We start from the raw sequence: 16,976 nt of genomic DNA on the forward strand, positions 1-16,976 counted from the left end.
CAATTAGGCAGTTTAAGCTATATCTAATGGCTTAAACCCTGAATATCTTCAGCGGAAAGTCGGGTGATTTTTTGTACCGTGCTGATATCGATGCCATCTGCCAGCATGGTGCGGGCAATACGCAGTGCCTCATCACGTCGCCCCTTTATCAGTCCTTCCTGTTTGCCTTCCTGTTTGCCTTCTTGTTTACCTTCCAGCTTGCCTTCAAGCCATCCTTTTTGAAATCCTGCCTCATGTAATCTGTCTGCGATCGTCATCAAATGCTCCTTGTGCTGCGGTGAACGTTCGGCAACCCCGCGAATAAACTCACTGAATCGAGGTGCATCGCCAGTTCGTAAAATATAATTAAACAGCGTCTTTATCTGGCTGTCATTAGTCAGTCCGGTAAGTAGCAGGGAAACAATTTGCTCGACCAATCCCATAAGATCGCGTTGACGAATATGTTTTTGGATTAACTCCAGCAGCGCCATACGTCGATGCTGCACAATTTCGTCATCCGGAATAACCGTAATATCCACCAGCGGAAACGCCGCAGCATACAGCTGACGAGCCAGCTTCGGGTTGGCAAACTCATCCAGCCAGCACAGCGAATAAGGGTACGGGCTTTTAGCGCCGTGATAAAACAGCATCGGCACTACCAGCGGCAACTGCTGATGCCCGGCATCTAAATGTTTCTGCATGGCCGCTACCGCATAGCGCATCAGTCTGAATGCCATATGCGCATCCGGTGTGCTTTGGTGTTCAATCACAACATAAATATATCCATCCCCATCCGTCGTTTTCACCGACCACAGCACATCGGAATAGTACGCACGTAAATTCTCTTCGATAAAACTGTCTGACTCGAGTTTAAGCGTCTGAAGATCGCAAAGCTCGCGCAGCGAAGCGGGAAGATGTATTTGTAGGAAATCCCGTGCAGTCTCAGGGTGACGTAAAAATGTTTTAAAAACCGCATCATGCGGTGTTGAAGCGGAAGCTTTGTTCATGGCGATCCTTCACCTGAAAATAAGATGCCATGACTGTAGCGCCGGAAAACCACATCCTCACCTGCAACTTTCTCTCTTTGCGAGGCGATTTCCTGGATAACAACGCCCTTATGTAACGTCTACATTTGTCTGGAACACGTCACGCAGAATCACCATCTCAATGCGCATTCCCACTTTTTCACCACTCGGCCTGTGCTATAACAAATCATCACTTTCAGGGAGGACACGATGTGACGCATACCCGAGATATTCCACAATCGTTCTGGCGTGATGAGCAGTTGCCGTGGCTGGAACTGCGCAGCACCTGGCAGAGCCAGCAGGCCTATAAGCGGCATCACCACTCTCAGCTCTCGATTGGGGCAATTCTCGAGGGGGAAACGTGCTGTCTGTGCGATGGCGAGGAATACCATCTGCAGGTGGGCGATCTGATTGTGATACCGCCGCTGGCACCTCACAGCTGTAATCCTGTTAACGGACAGTTTCGCAGCTATCATATGCTTTATCTTGATACCCAGTGGTGTCTTGCTAATCTGCCTGCACAGAACACCAATCAGCGGCTTTGCACGCCTGCTCCCGTTATCCGCGATGCGCAATTATTCCAGCGTTATATGCACCTTGTGACGCTCATGCCGCAACGCCAAACCGCGCAAATAACGGATGCCGCACAAGCATTGCTGCACACGCTGCCGTTGCAGTCGGTCACACAAGACAACCTAAGCACAACCAGCCAGTATCTGCGCGAACGGTTGCAGTCCAGCCTGCTCGCGCCGCCCTCGCTCGATGAGCTGGCACATAAGTGTCATATGCGTAAAGAGACGCTGATCCGTACCTTTAAGCAAGATACCGGGCTGACGCCAGGAAGTTATCTGAACATCATACGGATTGACTATGCTCGCCAGCGGCTACGGGCCGGGGACGAAATTGCCGATGTCGGCTACCAGAGCGGGTTTGCCGACCAGAGCCATTTCCATCGCACCTTTGTTCGCTACACCGCCGCCACACCGCGCCAGTACGCGTTGGGACGATCAATATCAGACAATAATTAGCGCTGCGTCAGGCGTACGGTGATCTCAGATTCATTCTCTGAGGTCGCTATGTCGCTGCTTTCTGTACTTTTTCCTTCTGCTTTTCCCGCGCTGGCACTGGCGCATTTCGTCGCATTGCTTAGCCCCGGGCCGGACTTCTTTTTACTGGCCGGTTACGCCGCACGATACCGGATGCGCGGCAGCGCCGGGTTGTGCGTGGGGATCGCTTTCGGCAACGGGCTGTATATCCTGCTGGCAATTATCGGTTGGGGGATCCTGCGCCAGCTTCCCCTGTTGTTTACGGTTATTGAGCTGCTGGGCGCGCTCTATTTATTGTGGATTGGCAGCCTGCTGGTACGCAGCCGCCCGCAAACGCTGACCGGAACAGACGCCCAGTCTACCTGTCCAGGATTTGGCAAACAGCTACTGCTGGGATTGGGTTCGTCACTGCTCAACCCAAAAAATGCGCTGTTCTATCTGGCGCTAATGACCGCCCTGCTCGGCCCGTCGGTGACGCTGCTGCAACAAACCATGAGCGGGATCTGGATGACCAGCGTAGTGCTGTGCTGGGATCTGCTGATCGTGATGTTCATCGGTTTACCGCAGATCCAGCGACGGTTATCCAGAGGGATATTATGGGTAGAACGTATCGCTGGCGGTGTATTGATTATCTTCGGTTGTGCCATCGCTCTGCGGTTTTTGCAGAGCATCGCAGTCTGATTTGCAGGGCGATTTTCTGCACATAAACAGGATAAACTCGTTTAATTAATATCCAATCCGCATTAAACTGCGGATGGTTATTACCCGTTCAACTTACTCTTCCTGAGGTGCGATGTGCTGATTGTTACCTGTAATCGTTACGTTTTCTGACCCAGCGTCAGTGAGCGTATCTTCTGTTTGCGCTTCGCGCAGACAGCGTTTTTGATTACATGAAATTCAGTACATTTGCAGTCTGCTTTTTTCTGTCATCGGTCTGACGTCTCAAAGACGGTATTGAATTTCGCTATTCCCGTTGAGGGTTTTCTCCCGACAAGGAGCTGTTTTATGCAACGGATTCTCGCGTTTTTCTCCCAACGCGCCACAACGCTATTTTTTCCTGTCGCGTTGATTTTATATGACTTCGCCGCCTATCTGTCGACGGACCTGATCCAGCCTGGCATCATCAATGTGGTACGTGATTTCAACGCCGATGTTAGCCTGGCACCCGCTGCGGTGAGCCTCTATCTGGCGGGCGGCATGGCGCTGCAATGGCTGCTGGGGCCGCTTTCCGACCGAATTGGCCGTCGACCCGTGCTGATTGCGGGGGCGTTAATCTTTACCCTCGCCTGCGCTGCCACGCTGTTCACTACCTCAATGACGCAGTTTCTGGTAGCCCGATTTGTGCAGGGCACCAGCATCTGCTTTATCGCGACCGTTGGCTATGTCACGGTGCAGGAGGCGTTTGGGCAAACGAAGGCCATTAAGTTAATGGCGATCATCACTTCCATTGTGTTGGTTGCACCGGTTATCGGCCCGCTCTCCGGGGCCGCGCTAATGCACTTTGTACACTGGAAGATCCTGTTTGCCATCATTGCCGTCATGGGGCTTATCGCCCTGATTGGGTTAATGTTAGCCATGCCGGAAACCGTCCAGCGCGGCGCGGTGCCGTTCAGTGCACGCGGCGTAGTGCGTGATTTCCGCGACGTTTTCCGCAACCGGGTGTTCCTGTTTGGCGCAGCCACGCTGTCGTTAAGCTATATCCCGATGATGAGCTGGGTGGCGGTCTCACCGGTTATTCTGATCGATGCTGGCGGCATGACCACATCGGAGTTTGCCTGGGCACAGGCCCCGGTGTTCGGCGCAGTGATCGTCGCCAATATGGTGGTGGTTCGTTTCGTGAAAGATCCGACCCGACCACGCTTTATCTGGCGGGCAGTCCCCATTCAGCTAAGCGGGCTGGCGGTGCTGATTGTCGGCAATTTACTGTGGCCGCACGTCTGGCTGTGGTCGGTACTGGGGACCAGCCTGTATGCGTTTGGTATTGGGATGATTTTCCCGACGTTATTCCGCTTTACGCTGTTTTCCAACAACTTACCTAAAGGAACGGTCTCGGCGTCGCTGAATATGGTGATCCTGACGGTGATGGCGGTTTCTGTCGAAATTGGACGCTGGCTATGGTTTAACGGCGGCAGGATTTCGTTTCATCTGTTGGCGGTGGTGGCTGGTATTGCCGTCGTGTTCACGCTGGCAGGCTTACTCAAACGGGTACGCCAGCATGAGGCAACGACGTTAGCCACTGAAAACTAACCTGCCCGCTTATCCGGCCTACGACAACTATGTAGGCCGGATAAGGCGCTTGCGCCGCTTCCGGCTACGGTCACCTCACCTTACGCAATGCGTGCAAATCCCGCGTCCAGATCGGCAATCAGGTCGTCGATATCCTCAAGGCCGATATGCACCCTGACCAGCGTGCCGCTGAAATTTACCTCTCCGGCCGGGCGAATGCTGTTCAGCTCTTCCGGCTGGTTCGCCAGAATGAGCGACTCAAATCCGCCCCACGAATAGGCCATATGGAACAGCGAGAAGTTATCGAGGAAATTCGCCATCTGTTCGTCGGTCAGTCTCTTTTTCAGCACAAACGAGAACAGGCCTGAGCTTCCGATAAAATCACGCTGAAAATACTCATGGCCCGGACATTCCGGTAATGCCGGATGATTCACCCGTGCCACTTCCGGCCTTGCCGACAGCCAGCGGGCAATATGGATGCTGCTCTCCTGATGCTGCTTAAGGCGTACCGCCAGGGTGCGCAATCCGCGGCTGCCGTTGTAGGCCGTATCGGCATCAAGCGTTTGCCCCATCAGATAGGAGTTCTCACGTAAACGATCCCAACAACGGGCGTTCGACACCGCCGTGCCCAGCATGGCGTCCGAATGGCCGATGGTGTACTTCGTTCCCGCCTGAATGGAAATATCCACGCCATAATCCAGCGCTTTGAACAGCACGCCCGCCGCCCAAGTGTTGTCGATCATAATGACAATCTCCGGATTCACCGCGCGGATAGCCTTGACCATCCCCGGCACGTCCTGGACTTCCATGGTGATAGAACTTGGTGACTCAAGGAATACAACCTTTGTTTCCGGACGCAGAAGATCGACGATACCTGCACCAATCAGCGGATTGTAATACGTTGTTTCCACGTTGAATTTACTCAGGATCTTATTGCAAAAATCCTGGGTTGGTTCATAGGCCGCCCCCGTCATCAGAATATGATCGCCACCCTGAACAAACGCCAGAATCGCATTGGTCACCGCCGCAGCACCACATGGGTACAGCGCGCAGCCAACGCCGCCCTCCAGTTCGCTCATTGCCTTCTGGAAGGCAAAGTGGGTATAGGTTCCGCGACGACCATAAAACAGCTCGCCGTTCGCGCGATTGGCGGTGGCAAATTTCTTGTCCTTCACGGTATCAAATACCAGTGAAGAGGCGCGTTGGATAACCGGATTCACCGCTCCCTGGGTATAGCGTTTGTCGCGACCAGCAACAACCAGGTGCGTTTCAAGCTTCATTGCGTCTTTCATAACATCTCCTGTTCTTAATCCGTGTGAAACCTATACCACCGCAGCAGTAGAGTTTATTTCAGCGTTGGTCTGCTTTTTTCCAGCGAACCGTTCAACAATCTGCGCCGCATTCAAATCATGGATAACGTTAATCAGTGTGGCCGGCGCATCGGTAATGGTGCCCAGCACCACCAGCATCGGGATTGCTTCCATCGGCAGGCCCAGCGTGGTGACGATAAAGATTTCACCGAGGAACGCCCCGCCCGGCACGCCACCAACGATAATGGCGGAGAGCACCGCAATCAGCATCGTCAGGAAGAAGGTTTCGGTGGTGAATTCCATGCCCAATACGGAATAGATAAAGACAATTTTTAGCGCGGCAATCATCGCCACGCCGCCCTTGTTGAGGTTAACCAGCAGCGGAATGGAGACATCAACGATTTCCGGGTTGATCCCCATCGCCTTACCGGCACGCAGCGTCACCGGGAGCGTCCCCAGTGAAGAGCAGGTACCCAGCGCGGTCGCAGACGGTTCAATTGCGTTACGCCAGAAGGCTTTGACCGCCGGAATACCGCCGCCAATATACGAATAGAGAATCGAGCCAAAGACAAAGTAGACCAGCGTGGCAACCATAAACAGGCCGATGGCGCGGGCAAAGGTTAACAGTAGTGCAGAGTCCTGACTGGCCATGGTGGCGGCGAAGTAGCAGCCCAGACCAATCGGCGCGACCTTCATAATGATCGAAACGATCTTCATGATCACGGTATTGGCGTCTTCCAGCAGCGACGCAATACGTTTACCGGCCTGATCCGACTGGCCAATTGCGACACCGGCGATGATCGCCATTACGATCAGCGCCAGAATATTGGACTTAGAAAACAGTCCGATAAAGTCGCTGGTGGTGATCATACTGACAAAATCCATCTTACCGCTGCCCGCCTGTACCGACTGCGAGAGATCGATAGTGACGCCCTGCGCCGGGTTATACCAGAGCGCCAGCGCGACGATCCCGGCGGCTGGAATAAAGGCCATGGCGATCGAAACAATAAAGATAATCGCCATAATGCGCCCCAGCCTTTTCAGGTCGGTCATACTGGCGATCGAAGACATAACGCTGATACCCACCAGCGGCACAATAATCATAAATAGCAGGTTTAAGAATATCTGACCTATTGGCTGGAGTTTACTTGCAAACGATGGGGCATAAATACCTAATAAGCCGCCAATCACCAGAGCAACTAATAAAATAATCGACGATTTGTAGGGTTCGAGTCGTGACCACATAATCGGTACCTTTAGAATAATAATTAATGAGATTAAATTCACAATGTGATGAGTTTCCGTTTCGCCTCCTTTTATTTTGTGACGTAACTCACCTAAGTTGTTTTTTTTTCATTTTGCCAGCAAGTTGTTTCCTGTGATTCAATAGTTGCATGTTTAAAACGCGAATGTAACGGCCTATTCGTACCGTTTTTGCAAATCACTTGTGAATTAAAGGAAACTATGAGTACGCCGATTTCACTCAAGCATCTGGAGTTTTTTACTAAAATCGTCGACTGCGGAGGATTGTCAGAAGCCGCGGCGCAGCTCAACGTATCGCCGTCTGCGGTCAGCAAAAGTCTGGCTGCGATGGAAGACACGCTGGGCACGACATTAATTAAACGCACCACCCGCAGTATTACCCTGACCGACGCAGGGCAATATCTCTTCAACCGCGCTAATAAGCTTTTGAAAGAATTCGATGAAACGCTGAATACCACTTCCGGTTATTACCACAGCCCGCAGGGTGAATTACGCATAACCTGCTCAATTGCGTTTGGTTATTCCCGGCTGGTGAACCTGGTGGATAAATATCGCTCCCAGTTCCCGGATGTAAATCTGTATATCGATCTCAACGATAACTTTGTGAATCTGAACGAAACAGATTTCGACATCGCCCTGCGCATCTCCACCGCACCGCCGCAAAACTATGCGATGCGCAAGCTGGTGCCTGTTCGCTGGGCGTACTGTGCCTCACCCGGCTACCTCGCCAAAAAAGGCATGCCCCAGCGTCGAAGCGATCTGGTGGATCACGATTGTCTGGTTTATCCCGGCCTCACACCGGTGCTGAAGGTGGCAGATGAACAGGATCGTCTGCATCAGTTGAAACTGCATATGCCGATCCAGGCCAACAGCAGCCTGGTATTGCTAAAGTCAGTGTTAGAAGATCAGGGAGTGGCGTATTTGCCCACCTATCTGATTGGCGATCATATTCAAAAAGAAGAGATAACGCCGCTGATGCTCGACGGCACTATCACCTGCGAAACTCACGCCCTGTATGCGCTGTACTTTCCCAGCAAGTACAGCAATCCTAAGGTGCGATCGTTTATCGATTTTCTGGTGACGGAACTCGGCCCCTTGCCCGCCTGGGACAACTGGATCCCGGAGTAAGCCCAGCCCACCTGAAAATGGGAGGCGCTCCACATTTTTTGCGCGATCCCCCCGTCTGGCTCTATCCTTAAGCCTATGAATAAAATTGCTGAACTCAAACGCGCCAAGCGACTGGCGCTCTCATTGCTGCTGATTGCCGCTGCCACCTTCGTCATCACGCTGTTTCTGCCGCCTAACTTTTGGGTACTGGGGATCAAAGCGATCGCCGAAGCGGCGATGGTGGGCGCGCTGGCGGACTGGTTTGCCGTGGTGGCGCTTTTTCGCCGGGTGCCGATCCCGTTTATCTCGCAGCACACGGCGATTATCCCGCGTAATAAGGACAGGATCGGCGAAAATCTCGGGCAATTTGTGCAGGAAAAATTTCTCGATACCCAGTCGCTGGTCGCGCTGATCCGCCGCCATGAACCGGCGCTGTTGATCGGCAACTGGTTCAGCCAGCCGGAAAACGCCCAGCGCATCGGCCAGCATCTGCTGCAAATTATGAGCGGTTTTCTCGAACTGACCGACGACTCGCGCATTCAACGGCTGATCAAGCGGGCGGTGCACAAGGCCATCGACAAGGTCGATCTCTCCGGTACCAGCGCGCTAATGCTGGAAAGCATGACCAAAAACAATCGCCATCAGGTGCTGCTCGACACGCTGATCGCCCAACTGATCGCCCTGCTCCAGCGCGACAGCTCGCGAGCGTTTATCGCCAGACAGGTCGTGCACTGGCTGGAAACCGAACATCCGCTGAAAGCGAAGATCCTGCCAACCGAATGGCTGGGCGAGCACAGCGCCGAGCTGGTGTCTGATGCCGTTAACTCCTTGCTGGATGACATCAGCCACGATCGCGCACATCAGATCCGCCATGCCTTCGATCGCGCCACGTTTAAGCTCATCGATAAGCTCAAACACGATCCGGAGATGGCCGTGCGGGCCGAAAGCCTGAAAAGCTATCTGAAGGAAGATGAAGCCTTCAACCGTTATCTTGGCGAGCTGTGGGCAGACCTGCGTCAGTGGGTGAAAACCGACATTAACGCCGATGATTCCCGCGTAAAGCAGCGCATCGTCAGCGCCGGGCAGTGGTTCGGCGAAACGCTGGTAGCCGACAGCGCCCTGCGCGCCTCACTGAATGAGCATCTTGAGCAGGCCGCACATAAAGTAGCGCCAGAGTTCGCCACCTTCCTGACGCGCCACATTAGCGACACGGTGAAAAGCTGGGATGCACGCGATATGTCGCAGCAAATCGAGCTGAATATCGGTAAAGATTTGCAGTTCATCCGCGTCAACGGCACGTTGGTTGGCGGTTCTATTGGGCTGGTGTTATATCTGTTGTCGCAAATTCCTTCCCTGCTGACGCTGGCGAATTTTTAAGGAGAAAAATTCAATGACGATGAACATCCGCATTTTTTCCCTGCGCGAAACACCGGAAAAACTGCACGAGGTCACCGCTTACTTTCAGCAACAATGGGCCTCGGAAGACTCCATGAGAGTTTACGAGGATGCACTGCATCGTTGTATTGGCGCAAAGAACCCGCTACCGCAGTGGTACTGGATGCAGGACGGCGACAACATTGTTGGCTGCGCCGGATTGATCACTAATGATTTTATCAGTCGCGGCGAACTGTGGCCGTGGCTATGCGCACTCTATATCGATCCTCGCTATCGTGGTCACGGTCTGGCGTTTCGCCTGATTGAACATATTGCGCAGCAGGCCAGACAGTTAGGCTTTATGCAGCTCCATTTGTGTACTGACCTGGAAGGTTTATACGAGAAAGCAGGATTTTACTTTGACGGGCCGGGCTATCATCCGTGGGGGGAAGTCTCACGGGTCTACAGCCGTAATCTGTAAGCGCACAATTGTTGTACATCAATAAAGCCAGATAAATTGCATGGTTATAATGCGACGTCTTTTTACTGTCTCCCGTGTTACGGGGAAGGAAAATCATGTCGCTAATCACCGATTTACCCGCCATTTTTAATCAATTCTCCGACGCCCGTCAGAAAGGTTTTCTCACCGTAATGGATCTTAAAGAGCAGGGTATCCCGCTCGTTGGGACCTATTGCACCTTTATGCCGCAGGAGATAGCGATGGCGGCAGGCGCGGTCGTCGTTTCGCTATGCTCAACCTCTGATGAAACCATTGAAGAGGCCGAAAAAGATCTGCCACGTAACCTGTGTCCGCTGATCAAAAGCAGCTACGGGTTTGGTAAAACGGATAAATGTCCGTACTTCTACTTCTCTGACCTGGTGGTGGGCGAAACGACCTGCGATGGTAAAAAGAAGATGTACGAGTACATGGCTGAATTTAAAGCGGTACATGTGATGCAACTGCCCAACAGCGCCAGTGATGCGGCTTCGCGAGCGCTGTGGAAAGCCGAGATCCTGCGTCTGCAGCAGGTAATCGAAGCCCGTTTTGGCACCCCGATTACCGAAGCCGCGCTACGTGAAGCCGTCATTCTAAAAAACCAGGAACGTCGTGCACTGGCAAACTTCTACCGCGTTGGTCAGCTCAACCCACCCGCACTCAGCGGCAGTGACATTCTGAAAGTCGTCTACGGTGCAACCTTTCGCTTTGATAAAGCAGCACTGATCGACGAGCTTAATAGCATGGCCGAGCGGGTACATCAGGAATGGCAGGCCGGGAAACGTCTGGCATCGCGTCCACGCATACTGATAACCGGCTGCCCCATCGGCGGCGCGGCAGAAAAAGTGGTTCGTGCCATTGAAGAAAACGGCGGTTGGGTGGTGGGTTATGAAAACTGCACCGGCGCGAAAGCCACTGAACAGTGCGTGGAGGAAACTGGCGACGTCTACGACGCACTGACCGATAAATACCTCGCCATCGGCTGCTCATGTATTTCCCCTAACGATCAACGCCTGAAAATGCTCAGCCAAATGGTTGAAGAGTACCAGGCTGACGGCGTCGTCGATGTCATTTTACAGGCTTGCCACACTTACGCCGTTGAATCACTCGCCATCAAACGCCACGTCCGCCAACAGCACAACATTCCCTATATCGCTATTGAAACCGACTACTCCAGCGCGGATATCGGCCAGCTTAGCACTCGTGTCGCCGCGTTCATTGAAATGTTGTGAGGAACAGGGATGACATACTCAATAGGGATCGATTCCGGCTCCACGGCAACTAAAGGTATTTTGCTGGAAAGGAACGTCATCAGACGTCGCTTCCTCTGCCCAACACCTTTTCGCCCTGCCGAAGCAATCGCGCAGGCATGGGAAACGCTGCAGGCGGGGCTGGACGTTAGACCATTTTTAACCCTCACTGGCTACGGACGGCAGCTCGTGGATTATGCTGACAAACAGGTCACTGAAATTTCCTGCCACGGACTGGGGGCACGCTTGCTGGCTCCCGGTACCCGCACAGTGATTGATATCGGCGGTCAGGACAGTAAAGTCATCCAGCTAGATGATGATGGTAACCTCAGCGATTTCTTGATGAACGACAAATGTGCGGCTGGGACCGGACGATTTCTGGAAGTCATCTCACGCACGCTCGGTGCCAGCGTAGAGCAGTTAGATGCGATTACCGCTGGCGTCGAACCACATGCCATCACCAGCATGTGCACGGTTTTTGCCGAGTCAGAGGTTATCAGCCTGCGCTCTGCGGGTGTCGCGCCGGAGACCATTTTAGCGGGTGTGATCAACGCGATGGCCCGACGCAGCGCGAATTTCATCGGACGGCTTTCAGGGCAGGCTCCACTGTTATTTACCGGGGGAGTAAGCCACTGTCACGCCTTTGCTCGTATGCTTGAAGGCCACATTGGCATTCCCGTACACACGCATCCCGACGCGCAGTTTGCTGGGGCGATTGGGGCCGCGTTAATTGGTCAGCGTCAGGGGAAACGTGAGTGAAGGAAACACTGTTCTTGTTTCATACTACCCTCGGCGTCATCAAAACGCGTAAAGCGCTACAGGCTGCGGGTATGTGCTTTCGGGTGGCAGATATTCCCCGCGAGCTACGCGGTGGCTGCGGGCTGTGCATTTACATCGACTGTGTTGCTGGCAAGGAGGATGAGTGGATAATTGCGGGTCATACCGAATCTATCTACCGTCTTGAAAACGGAGACTGGCGCTGCCTTGCCACTTTTCCTCCTTCCTGAACGTGCCAGGGGACTTATTTTTATTTTACTTTTCATTATCATTTACACATGTAATATAACAATTATCAGCTAACAGCGCGAAATGAGAGTCCGTATGTCCCAGGGAAGCCCAGATTCAAATCGTCATGCCATCAGCGTCGCGCTTTTTGGCATGCTGGTCTTAACACTGGGTATGGGAATTGGGCGCTTTCTGTATACGCCAATGCTGCCGGTGCTGCTGTCGGAAGGTCAATTTACATTTGACCAACTCTCCTGGATTGCCAGCGCCAACTACGCCGGGTATCTGGCAGGAAGCCTGCTCTTCTCCTTCGGGCTCTTCCATCTTCCCTCTCGCTTACGCCCGATGTTGCTAACGTCCGCGCTCGCTACCGCAGGGCTGATTCTGGCGATGACCAGCTTTACGCAGCCCGCGCTGGTAATGCTGATCCGCTTTCTGGCGGGCGTCGCCAGTGCCGGTATGATGATCTTTGGCTCAATGATCGTTCTGCATCATACCCGGCATCCCTTCGTGATCGCGGCGTTGTTCTCCGGCGTTGGTGCAGGTATTTTGCTGGGCAATGAATATGTCATTAGCGGTCTGCATTTTGCGCTTTCATCGCACACGCTCTGGCTGGGCGCAGCGGCAGCCTCGGCTCTGTTCTTCGTGCTACTGGTTATACTCCTGCCATCTCGCGATCACGTGCTCCCCGCTGCGGCCCCGGTAAAAACAGAGCATCAGCCTATGTCCTGGTGGCTGCTGGCTCTACTGTACGGGCTGGCCGGATTTGGCTACATCATTGTCGCCACCTACCTGCCGCTAATGGCGAAAAGTGCCGGTTCGCCGCTGTTGACTGCCCATCTCTGGTCGCTGGTCGGCATATCGATAATTCCGGGGTGTTTCGCCTGGCTGTGGGCCGCCCGACGCTGGGGAGTATTGCAATGCCTGACGGCGAATTTGCTGATTCAAAGCGCCTGCGTGGTCATGACGCTCGCCAGCGGCTCCTTGCCGCTGCTGGTGATAAGCAGCATGGGGTTTGGCGCAACGTTTATGGGAACCACTTCACTGGTGATGCCGCTTGCCCGTCAACTAAGCGTACCGCGCAATATTAATCTGCTGGGCCTGGTCACTCTGACTTACGGCATTGGACAAATACTTGGTCCGCTATTAACCAGCCTTCTGGGAAGCGGCGCACATGCGATCGTTAACGCCACGGTGTGCGGCGCGGTCGCGTTGTTTATTGCGGCACTTATCAGCCTCACGCAATTATACAAACAGCGTTTCGCCTCGCCCAAAAGGGTATAACCGGCTAACGTCTAAAGAAGATATATTCGGATTAGTCCGTAATTAAATGTCAGCATTTAATAAACCGCAAATAATCGACAATTACCCGTCAGACAATTTATAATTCCCGGCTGTTCATTTATAAACTCAATTTAAAATGCGTAAAAATGGACATATTAATTCAACATCAACACCATCTTCGGGAAAAGTTTATGTCGTGGTTTAAAAAAACACTACTGGGGTTAATTATTTTGGCGGGTTTAATTGGCACGCTAAAGGATTATAAAGACTTTGGCCTGTTTGGCGCACTGGGATTGTTTATTATCTTCCTGTTATCAACAACATTCTTATGGCAATGGGCCTCTGGCAAGTTACCGGAGATAACAAAGTTACATGCCATACTTATTTTACTGGCCAGCGCGGTAGCCTCTATTTTTGTTATCAATATGGCAATTGCCGGAAATTTGCATGTGGATTTAATGGAAGTCATGCGCGTTACCATTACCCATAATCCGCTTTTTTATCTGATCCTCTGCGTGGTCGCATGGGTAAAAGTGGGCATCTGGCAATGGCTGTTTAGCGGTGTACAGATGAAAGAAAGTCAGCCGGTTTAAACTCCAACAGATGTAAAAAAGGCGTCTTAACCAAGACGCCTTTTTCGTACTAGTATAACTACTTAGAACTGATAGGTCAGACCCGCAACAACCTGATTATCGCCGTCTTTGCCATCGAGCAGGTTAATTTTGTAACCCACATCAGCGACCATGTTTTTGTTGAAGTAGTAGTCTGTGCCCAGCGCAACGTATTCGGTCAGATCAGTGTTGTTGTTATCACGCGCATGAACGTATGCCACGTTCGGACGCAGACCAAAATCAAACACATAGGCCGCCATCGCTTCAAAGTGCTGCGCTTTGTCCGCATCCTGAATCAGGTTATGGGATTCACCGTACATGGTCGCAACGTAGATAGCGTTTGCATCATATTTCAGGCCAGCACCCCAGAATTCTGCGTTTTCGCCATCCCAACCATTTTGTTTCTGCTGAGCAGTCACAGAACTGTTGGTGTAGGCTGCAATGGCAGATACGCCGGAATCAGCGATATTGTCGTAGCCCAGGGAGAAGCCGTAGCCATTGCCGTGCTGTTTCGTCGGATCCTTATCGGAATCATCCTGACCCTGATATTGCGCGCCCAGGCTCAAGCCATCAACGGCACCAAACAGATTTTTGGTGCGGAGTGTTGCAACGCCAGAAGTGCGTGTAGTAAGGAAGCGGTCAGTATTTTCATAGGAGTCACCGCCGAACTCTGAGAGAGTGTCAGTGTAAGCTCCCACGTCGTAAGCGATACCGTAGTTACGACCGTAGTCAAAGCTAACGTCATGGCCGTAATCCAGGCCAGCAAACGCCAGACGTGTGTTAACGCCATTCTGAGAACCTTCTGCTTTAGAGGCATCAAACTGACTCTCAAATTGGCCATAACCGGTCAGTTGATCGTTGATTTGTGTCTCACCGCGAAAACCCAGACGCGCGTAGGTACCATCGGCATTAGTGCCGTCACTCCAGGAATGGACCGCTTTGACTTTGCCGTACAAATCAAGTTTGTTGCCATCTTTATTATAAATTTCCGCTGCATGAACGGAGGTTACCCCTAATGCTATTACAGCTAATGCCACTACTGACTTTTTCATGTTATTACTCACTTTTAATTGTGAATTTTGCTATCAACTTTGTTATGAAGGCGGAATGCCCACATAAAAAAGTCCCCTCCAGATAAGGGGAAACACCAATAACACACCGAAAAAATATACCAATAAAGGCAATAATGAAGTGGCAAGACCTATTTCAATTTTGGGTTTTAAATAAAACCCGAACAGAGAGTAATTACTTAGATTCTTCGCTTGTGCTCTCATTAATAGAGCGATGCAACATTAATGCCTCGGCAATAATGTCTTGTTTACTTTTACGGGTTTCAAATGCCAGCGTCCGAACATATTCCCATAGAGAAGTATCGACACGGGCACTTAATAGAACCATATCTTTTGATCGGGTTCCCCTGGCTTTTCGGATATCAGGGTAATCTCGAGAGGGCATAGTCATCTCCTGAACGCAAACACGCTTATGGCGATGAAATATGCAGTCAGTGTAAAAACATGTCAACGGCAAAATACAGTCACAATAGTAATGAAACTGTTAATAAACAAAGAAAAACTGGAACACTATTTCAAATGAAAGATAACTTGTTTATAGAATAATGTGTAATTTTAACTTTACATATATTCGTTTTTATTCATTTGATTAAAAAAGCATGAATCATTCACATGGATAATGATATACAGTCAAAACATCATTGCAGCCAATAGGTTACATGTCATTATTAATGTCTACTTTTACGCAAACCACGTGTTTTTATGCGCTGTTATGCCAGGCGGCCCTGCCCTAACCACAGCGGAAATTACTTTGATTCTCACTTAATACAGACCAGTTTTGTCTAAAAATACGCACGAAAAGGTAAAAATAAGGTAAATAGCGCATTTTTTCGCATGCGAAATTAAGTTGTTTTTAATTGATGAAAATCAAATTACATCACACAGGGGCAGCGAAAAAATGATCATTGAAGACTATGGAAACCATTTTTTACATGAGGTTTAAGACGTGAAAAGAAAGGTTGCTATGCAATGCTGAGCGGGCCGGAACAGCCCGCATGAGAGGTGGTAAAATCAAGCGTTAACTTTATCCAGCGGCCAGGAGTCAAATAGATAGCCATCGAAGTCGATGTCATCAACATTTGAAAACTCCAGCAGGCGCTGTTTGACGTTTTCCAGATGCTGCCACATCGCCAGCTTGGCCGCGCGGGCATCCTTTTTGATTAACGCCGCCAGGATCTGTTTATGGTCGCCCATCCACTCTTTACGATAGTGGGTATCATCGAGATGGCTATGAAGCTGGATCCACATCGGGTTGTTCTCGCGCCACTGCCATGACTGGCGGAACAGCTCCACCAGCATGCTGTTATGCGTGGCCTCGGCGATAGCGAGATGGAACTGCATGTCACCGCTTTCAGAACCGTTCGGTTCGCTGGAGGCCAGTTCCCGCTCTTCCAGCTGCAACGCCTGGCGCATTTTGACGATATCTTCGCGGGTAGCCTGCAGCGCGGCAAATTCGGCGATGTTGCTTTCCAGCAGCTGTCGCGCCTGGAGCAGCTCAAACGGGCCTGCATCATTGCAATGATTCACATCCGAACTGTCGATGGTCTGAGCTTCTGCATTGTCGAGTACGTAGATCCCGGCGCCACGACGCACGTCCACCAGACCTTTAATTTCCAGCATGATTAACGCTTCGCGTACCACCGTGCGAGTGACATTGAGTCTCTCGGCGATTTCACGCTCCGGCGGCAAGCGCTCACCAGGCTGGTACGGCGTCTGGACAATCAGATCGCGGATCATTGCACCCACTTCCTGGTAGGGTCTTTGCTGAGAAGTGTTTGATTTCATCGTGTTATGTCCGTCAGATGCGTCAATTCAGAATCCGGAGGCTGGATGACTGCGCACACCTTATCCGGCCTACCAATAACGTTTTTTCGCCTGAACTATAGCATTTGCGGGAAGCCAAAAACAGAAAACGGGTCAACCAAATTAG

General features: G+C 51.6%; 17 protein-coding genes. 11 read left to right on the top strand and 6 right to left on the bottom strand.

The features are described from left to right. Positions 1–23: 23 nt before the first annotated feature. On the bottom strand, positions 24–986 hold the full coding sequence (locus OGX97_RS05080; protein WP_235125572.1) for an Rpn family recombination-promoting nuclease/putative transposase: 963 nt from the start codon (positions 984–986) through the stop codon (positions 24–26). 230 nt (positions 987–1,216) lie between these two features. On the opposite strand from OGX97_RS05080, the gene OGX97_RS05085 reads away from it, so the two are divergent. The 3 genes from OGX97_RS05085 (at position 1,217) to mdtM (ending at position 4,297) form a co-directional block, all read left to right on the top strand. Then, positions 1,217–2,032 (top strand): helix-turn-helix transcriptional regulator, encoded by an 816-nt coding sequence (locus tag OGX97_RS05085; protein WP_279850998.1) that lies wholly within the window; start codon positions 1,217–1,219, stop codon positions 2,030–2,032. Positions 2,033–2,080: 48 nt separating this feature from the next. After that, on the top strand, positions 2,081–2,731 hold the full coding sequence (locus OGX97_RS05090; protein WP_235125578.1) for a LysE family translocator: 651 nt from the start codon (positions 2,081–2,083) through the stop codon (positions 2,729–2,731). Between the two features lie 324 nt (positions 2,732–3,055). Continuing rightward, entirely contained in the window at positions 3,056–4,297 is a 1,242-nt protein-coding gene (mdtM, locus tag OGX97_RS05095) for a multidrug efflux MFS transporter MdtM (protein ID WP_257119531.1), read from the top strand. Between the two features lie 80 nt (positions 4,298–4,377). Here the strand turns inward: mdtM and metC are convergent, their stop codons facing one another. Next, positions 4,378–5,568, bottom strand: coding sequence for a cystathionine beta-lyase (metC, locus tag OGX97_RS05100; protein WP_235125584.1), 1,191 nt, complete (start codon positions 5,566–5,568; stop codon positions 4,378–4,380). Between the two features lie 30 nt (positions 5,569–5,598). Further along, positions 5,599–6,831, bottom strand: a complete 1,233-nt coding sequence (locus OGX97_RS05105; RefSeq protein WP_048215020.1) for a dicarboxylate/amino acid:cation symporter — start codon at positions 6,829–6,831, stop codon at positions 5,599–5,601. 219 nt (positions 6,832–7,050) lie between these two features. Between OGX97_RS05105 and OGX97_RS05110 the strand changes: the two genes are divergently transcribed. The 8 genes from OGX97_RS05110 to OGX97_RS05145 all read left to right on the top strand — a co-directional run bounded on the left by OGX97_RS05110 (position 7,051) and on the right by OGX97_RS05145 (position 13,958). After that, entirely contained in the window at positions 7,051–7,977 is a 927-nt protein-coding gene (locus tag OGX97_RS05110) for a LysR family transcriptional regulator (protein ID WP_181509605.1), read from the top strand. Positions 7,978–8,052: 75 nt separating this feature from the next. Then, positions 8,053–9,333 carry a DUF445 domain-containing protein gene (locus tag OGX97_RS05115; RefSeq protein WP_191215203.1) on the top strand — a complete coding sequence of 427 codons (1,281 nt, stop codon included), beginning with the start codon at positions 8,053–8,055 and terminating at the stop codon, positions 9,331–9,333. A gap of 13 nt (positions 9,334–9,346) precedes the next feature. Beyond that, positions 9,347–9,811: a GNAT family N-acetyltransferase gene (locus OGX97_RS05120; RefSeq protein ID WP_235125588.1), complete on the top strand. Its 465-nt coding sequence runs from the start codon at positions 9,347–9,349 to the stop codon at positions 9,809–9,811. 95 nt (positions 9,812–9,906) lie between these two features. After that, on the top strand, positions 9,907–11,058 hold the full coding sequence (locus OGX97_RS05125) for a double-cubane-cluster-containing anaerobic reductase (protein WP_003830073.1): 1,152 nt from the start codon (positions 9,907–9,909) through the stop codon (positions 11,056–11,058). A 9-nt stretch (positions 11,059–11,067) separates the two neighbouring features. After that, complete coding sequence (gene yjiL, locus OGX97_RS05130) at positions 11,068–11,835, top strand: putative 2-hydroxyacyl-CoA dehydratase activator YjiL (RefSeq protein ID WP_048236198.1); 768 nt, start codon at positions 11,068–11,070, stop codon at positions 11,833–11,835. Next, positions 11,832–12,083: a DUF3343 domain-containing protein gene (locus tag OGX97_RS05135; protein WP_057067059.1), complete on the top strand. Its 252-nt coding sequence runs from the start codon at positions 11,832–11,834 to the stop codon at positions 12,081–12,083. The genes yjiL and OGX97_RS05135 overlap by 4 nt, the downstream gene beginning before the upstream one ends. A 94-nt stretch (positions 12,084–12,177) precedes the next feature. Further along, a complete protein-coding gene (locus OGX97_RS05140; RefSeq protein WP_191226456.1) occupies positions 12,178–13,365 on the top strand; it encodes an MFS transporter in 1,188 nt (395 codons plus the stop codon). Positions 13,366–13,556: 191 nt separating this feature from the next. Beyond that, entirely contained in the window at positions 13,557–13,958 is a 402-nt protein-coding gene (locus tag OGX97_RS05145) for a hypothetical protein (protein WP_235125591.1), read from the top strand. A gap of 62 nt (positions 13,959–14,020) precedes the next feature. Here the strand turns inward: OGX97_RS05145 and OGX97_RS05150 are convergent, their stop codons facing one another. The 3 genes from OGX97_RS05150 to uxuR form a co-directional block, all read right to left on the bottom strand. Continuing rightward, on the bottom strand, positions 14,021–15,028 hold the full coding sequence (locus tag OGX97_RS05150) for a porin (RefSeq protein ID WP_198802618.1): 1,008 nt from the start codon (positions 15,026–15,028) through the stop codon (positions 14,021–14,023). Between the two features lie 193 nt (positions 15,029–15,221). After that, the gene (locus tag OGX97_RS05155) at positions 15,222–15,431 is read right to left on the bottom strand and encodes a hypothetical protein (RefSeq protein ID WP_003830087.1); all 210 of its coding nucleotides are present in this window, start codon (positions 15,429–15,431) and stop codon (positions 15,222–15,224) included. 626 nt (positions 15,432–16,057) lie between these two features. Continuing rightward, complete coding sequence (gene uxuR, locus OGX97_RS05160; protein ID WP_008786090.1) at positions 16,058–16,831, bottom strand: Uxu operon transcriptional regulator; 774 nt, start codon at positions 16,829–16,831, stop codon at positions 16,058–16,060. Between the last annotated feature and the right edge of the window lie 145 nt (positions 16,832–16,976).

Source organism: Citrobacter sp. Cpo061 (assembly GCF_030332845.1).
Lineage (GTDB): Bacteria > Pseudomonadota > Gammaproteobacteria > Enterobacterales > Enterobacteriaceae > Citrobacter > Citrobacter portucalensis.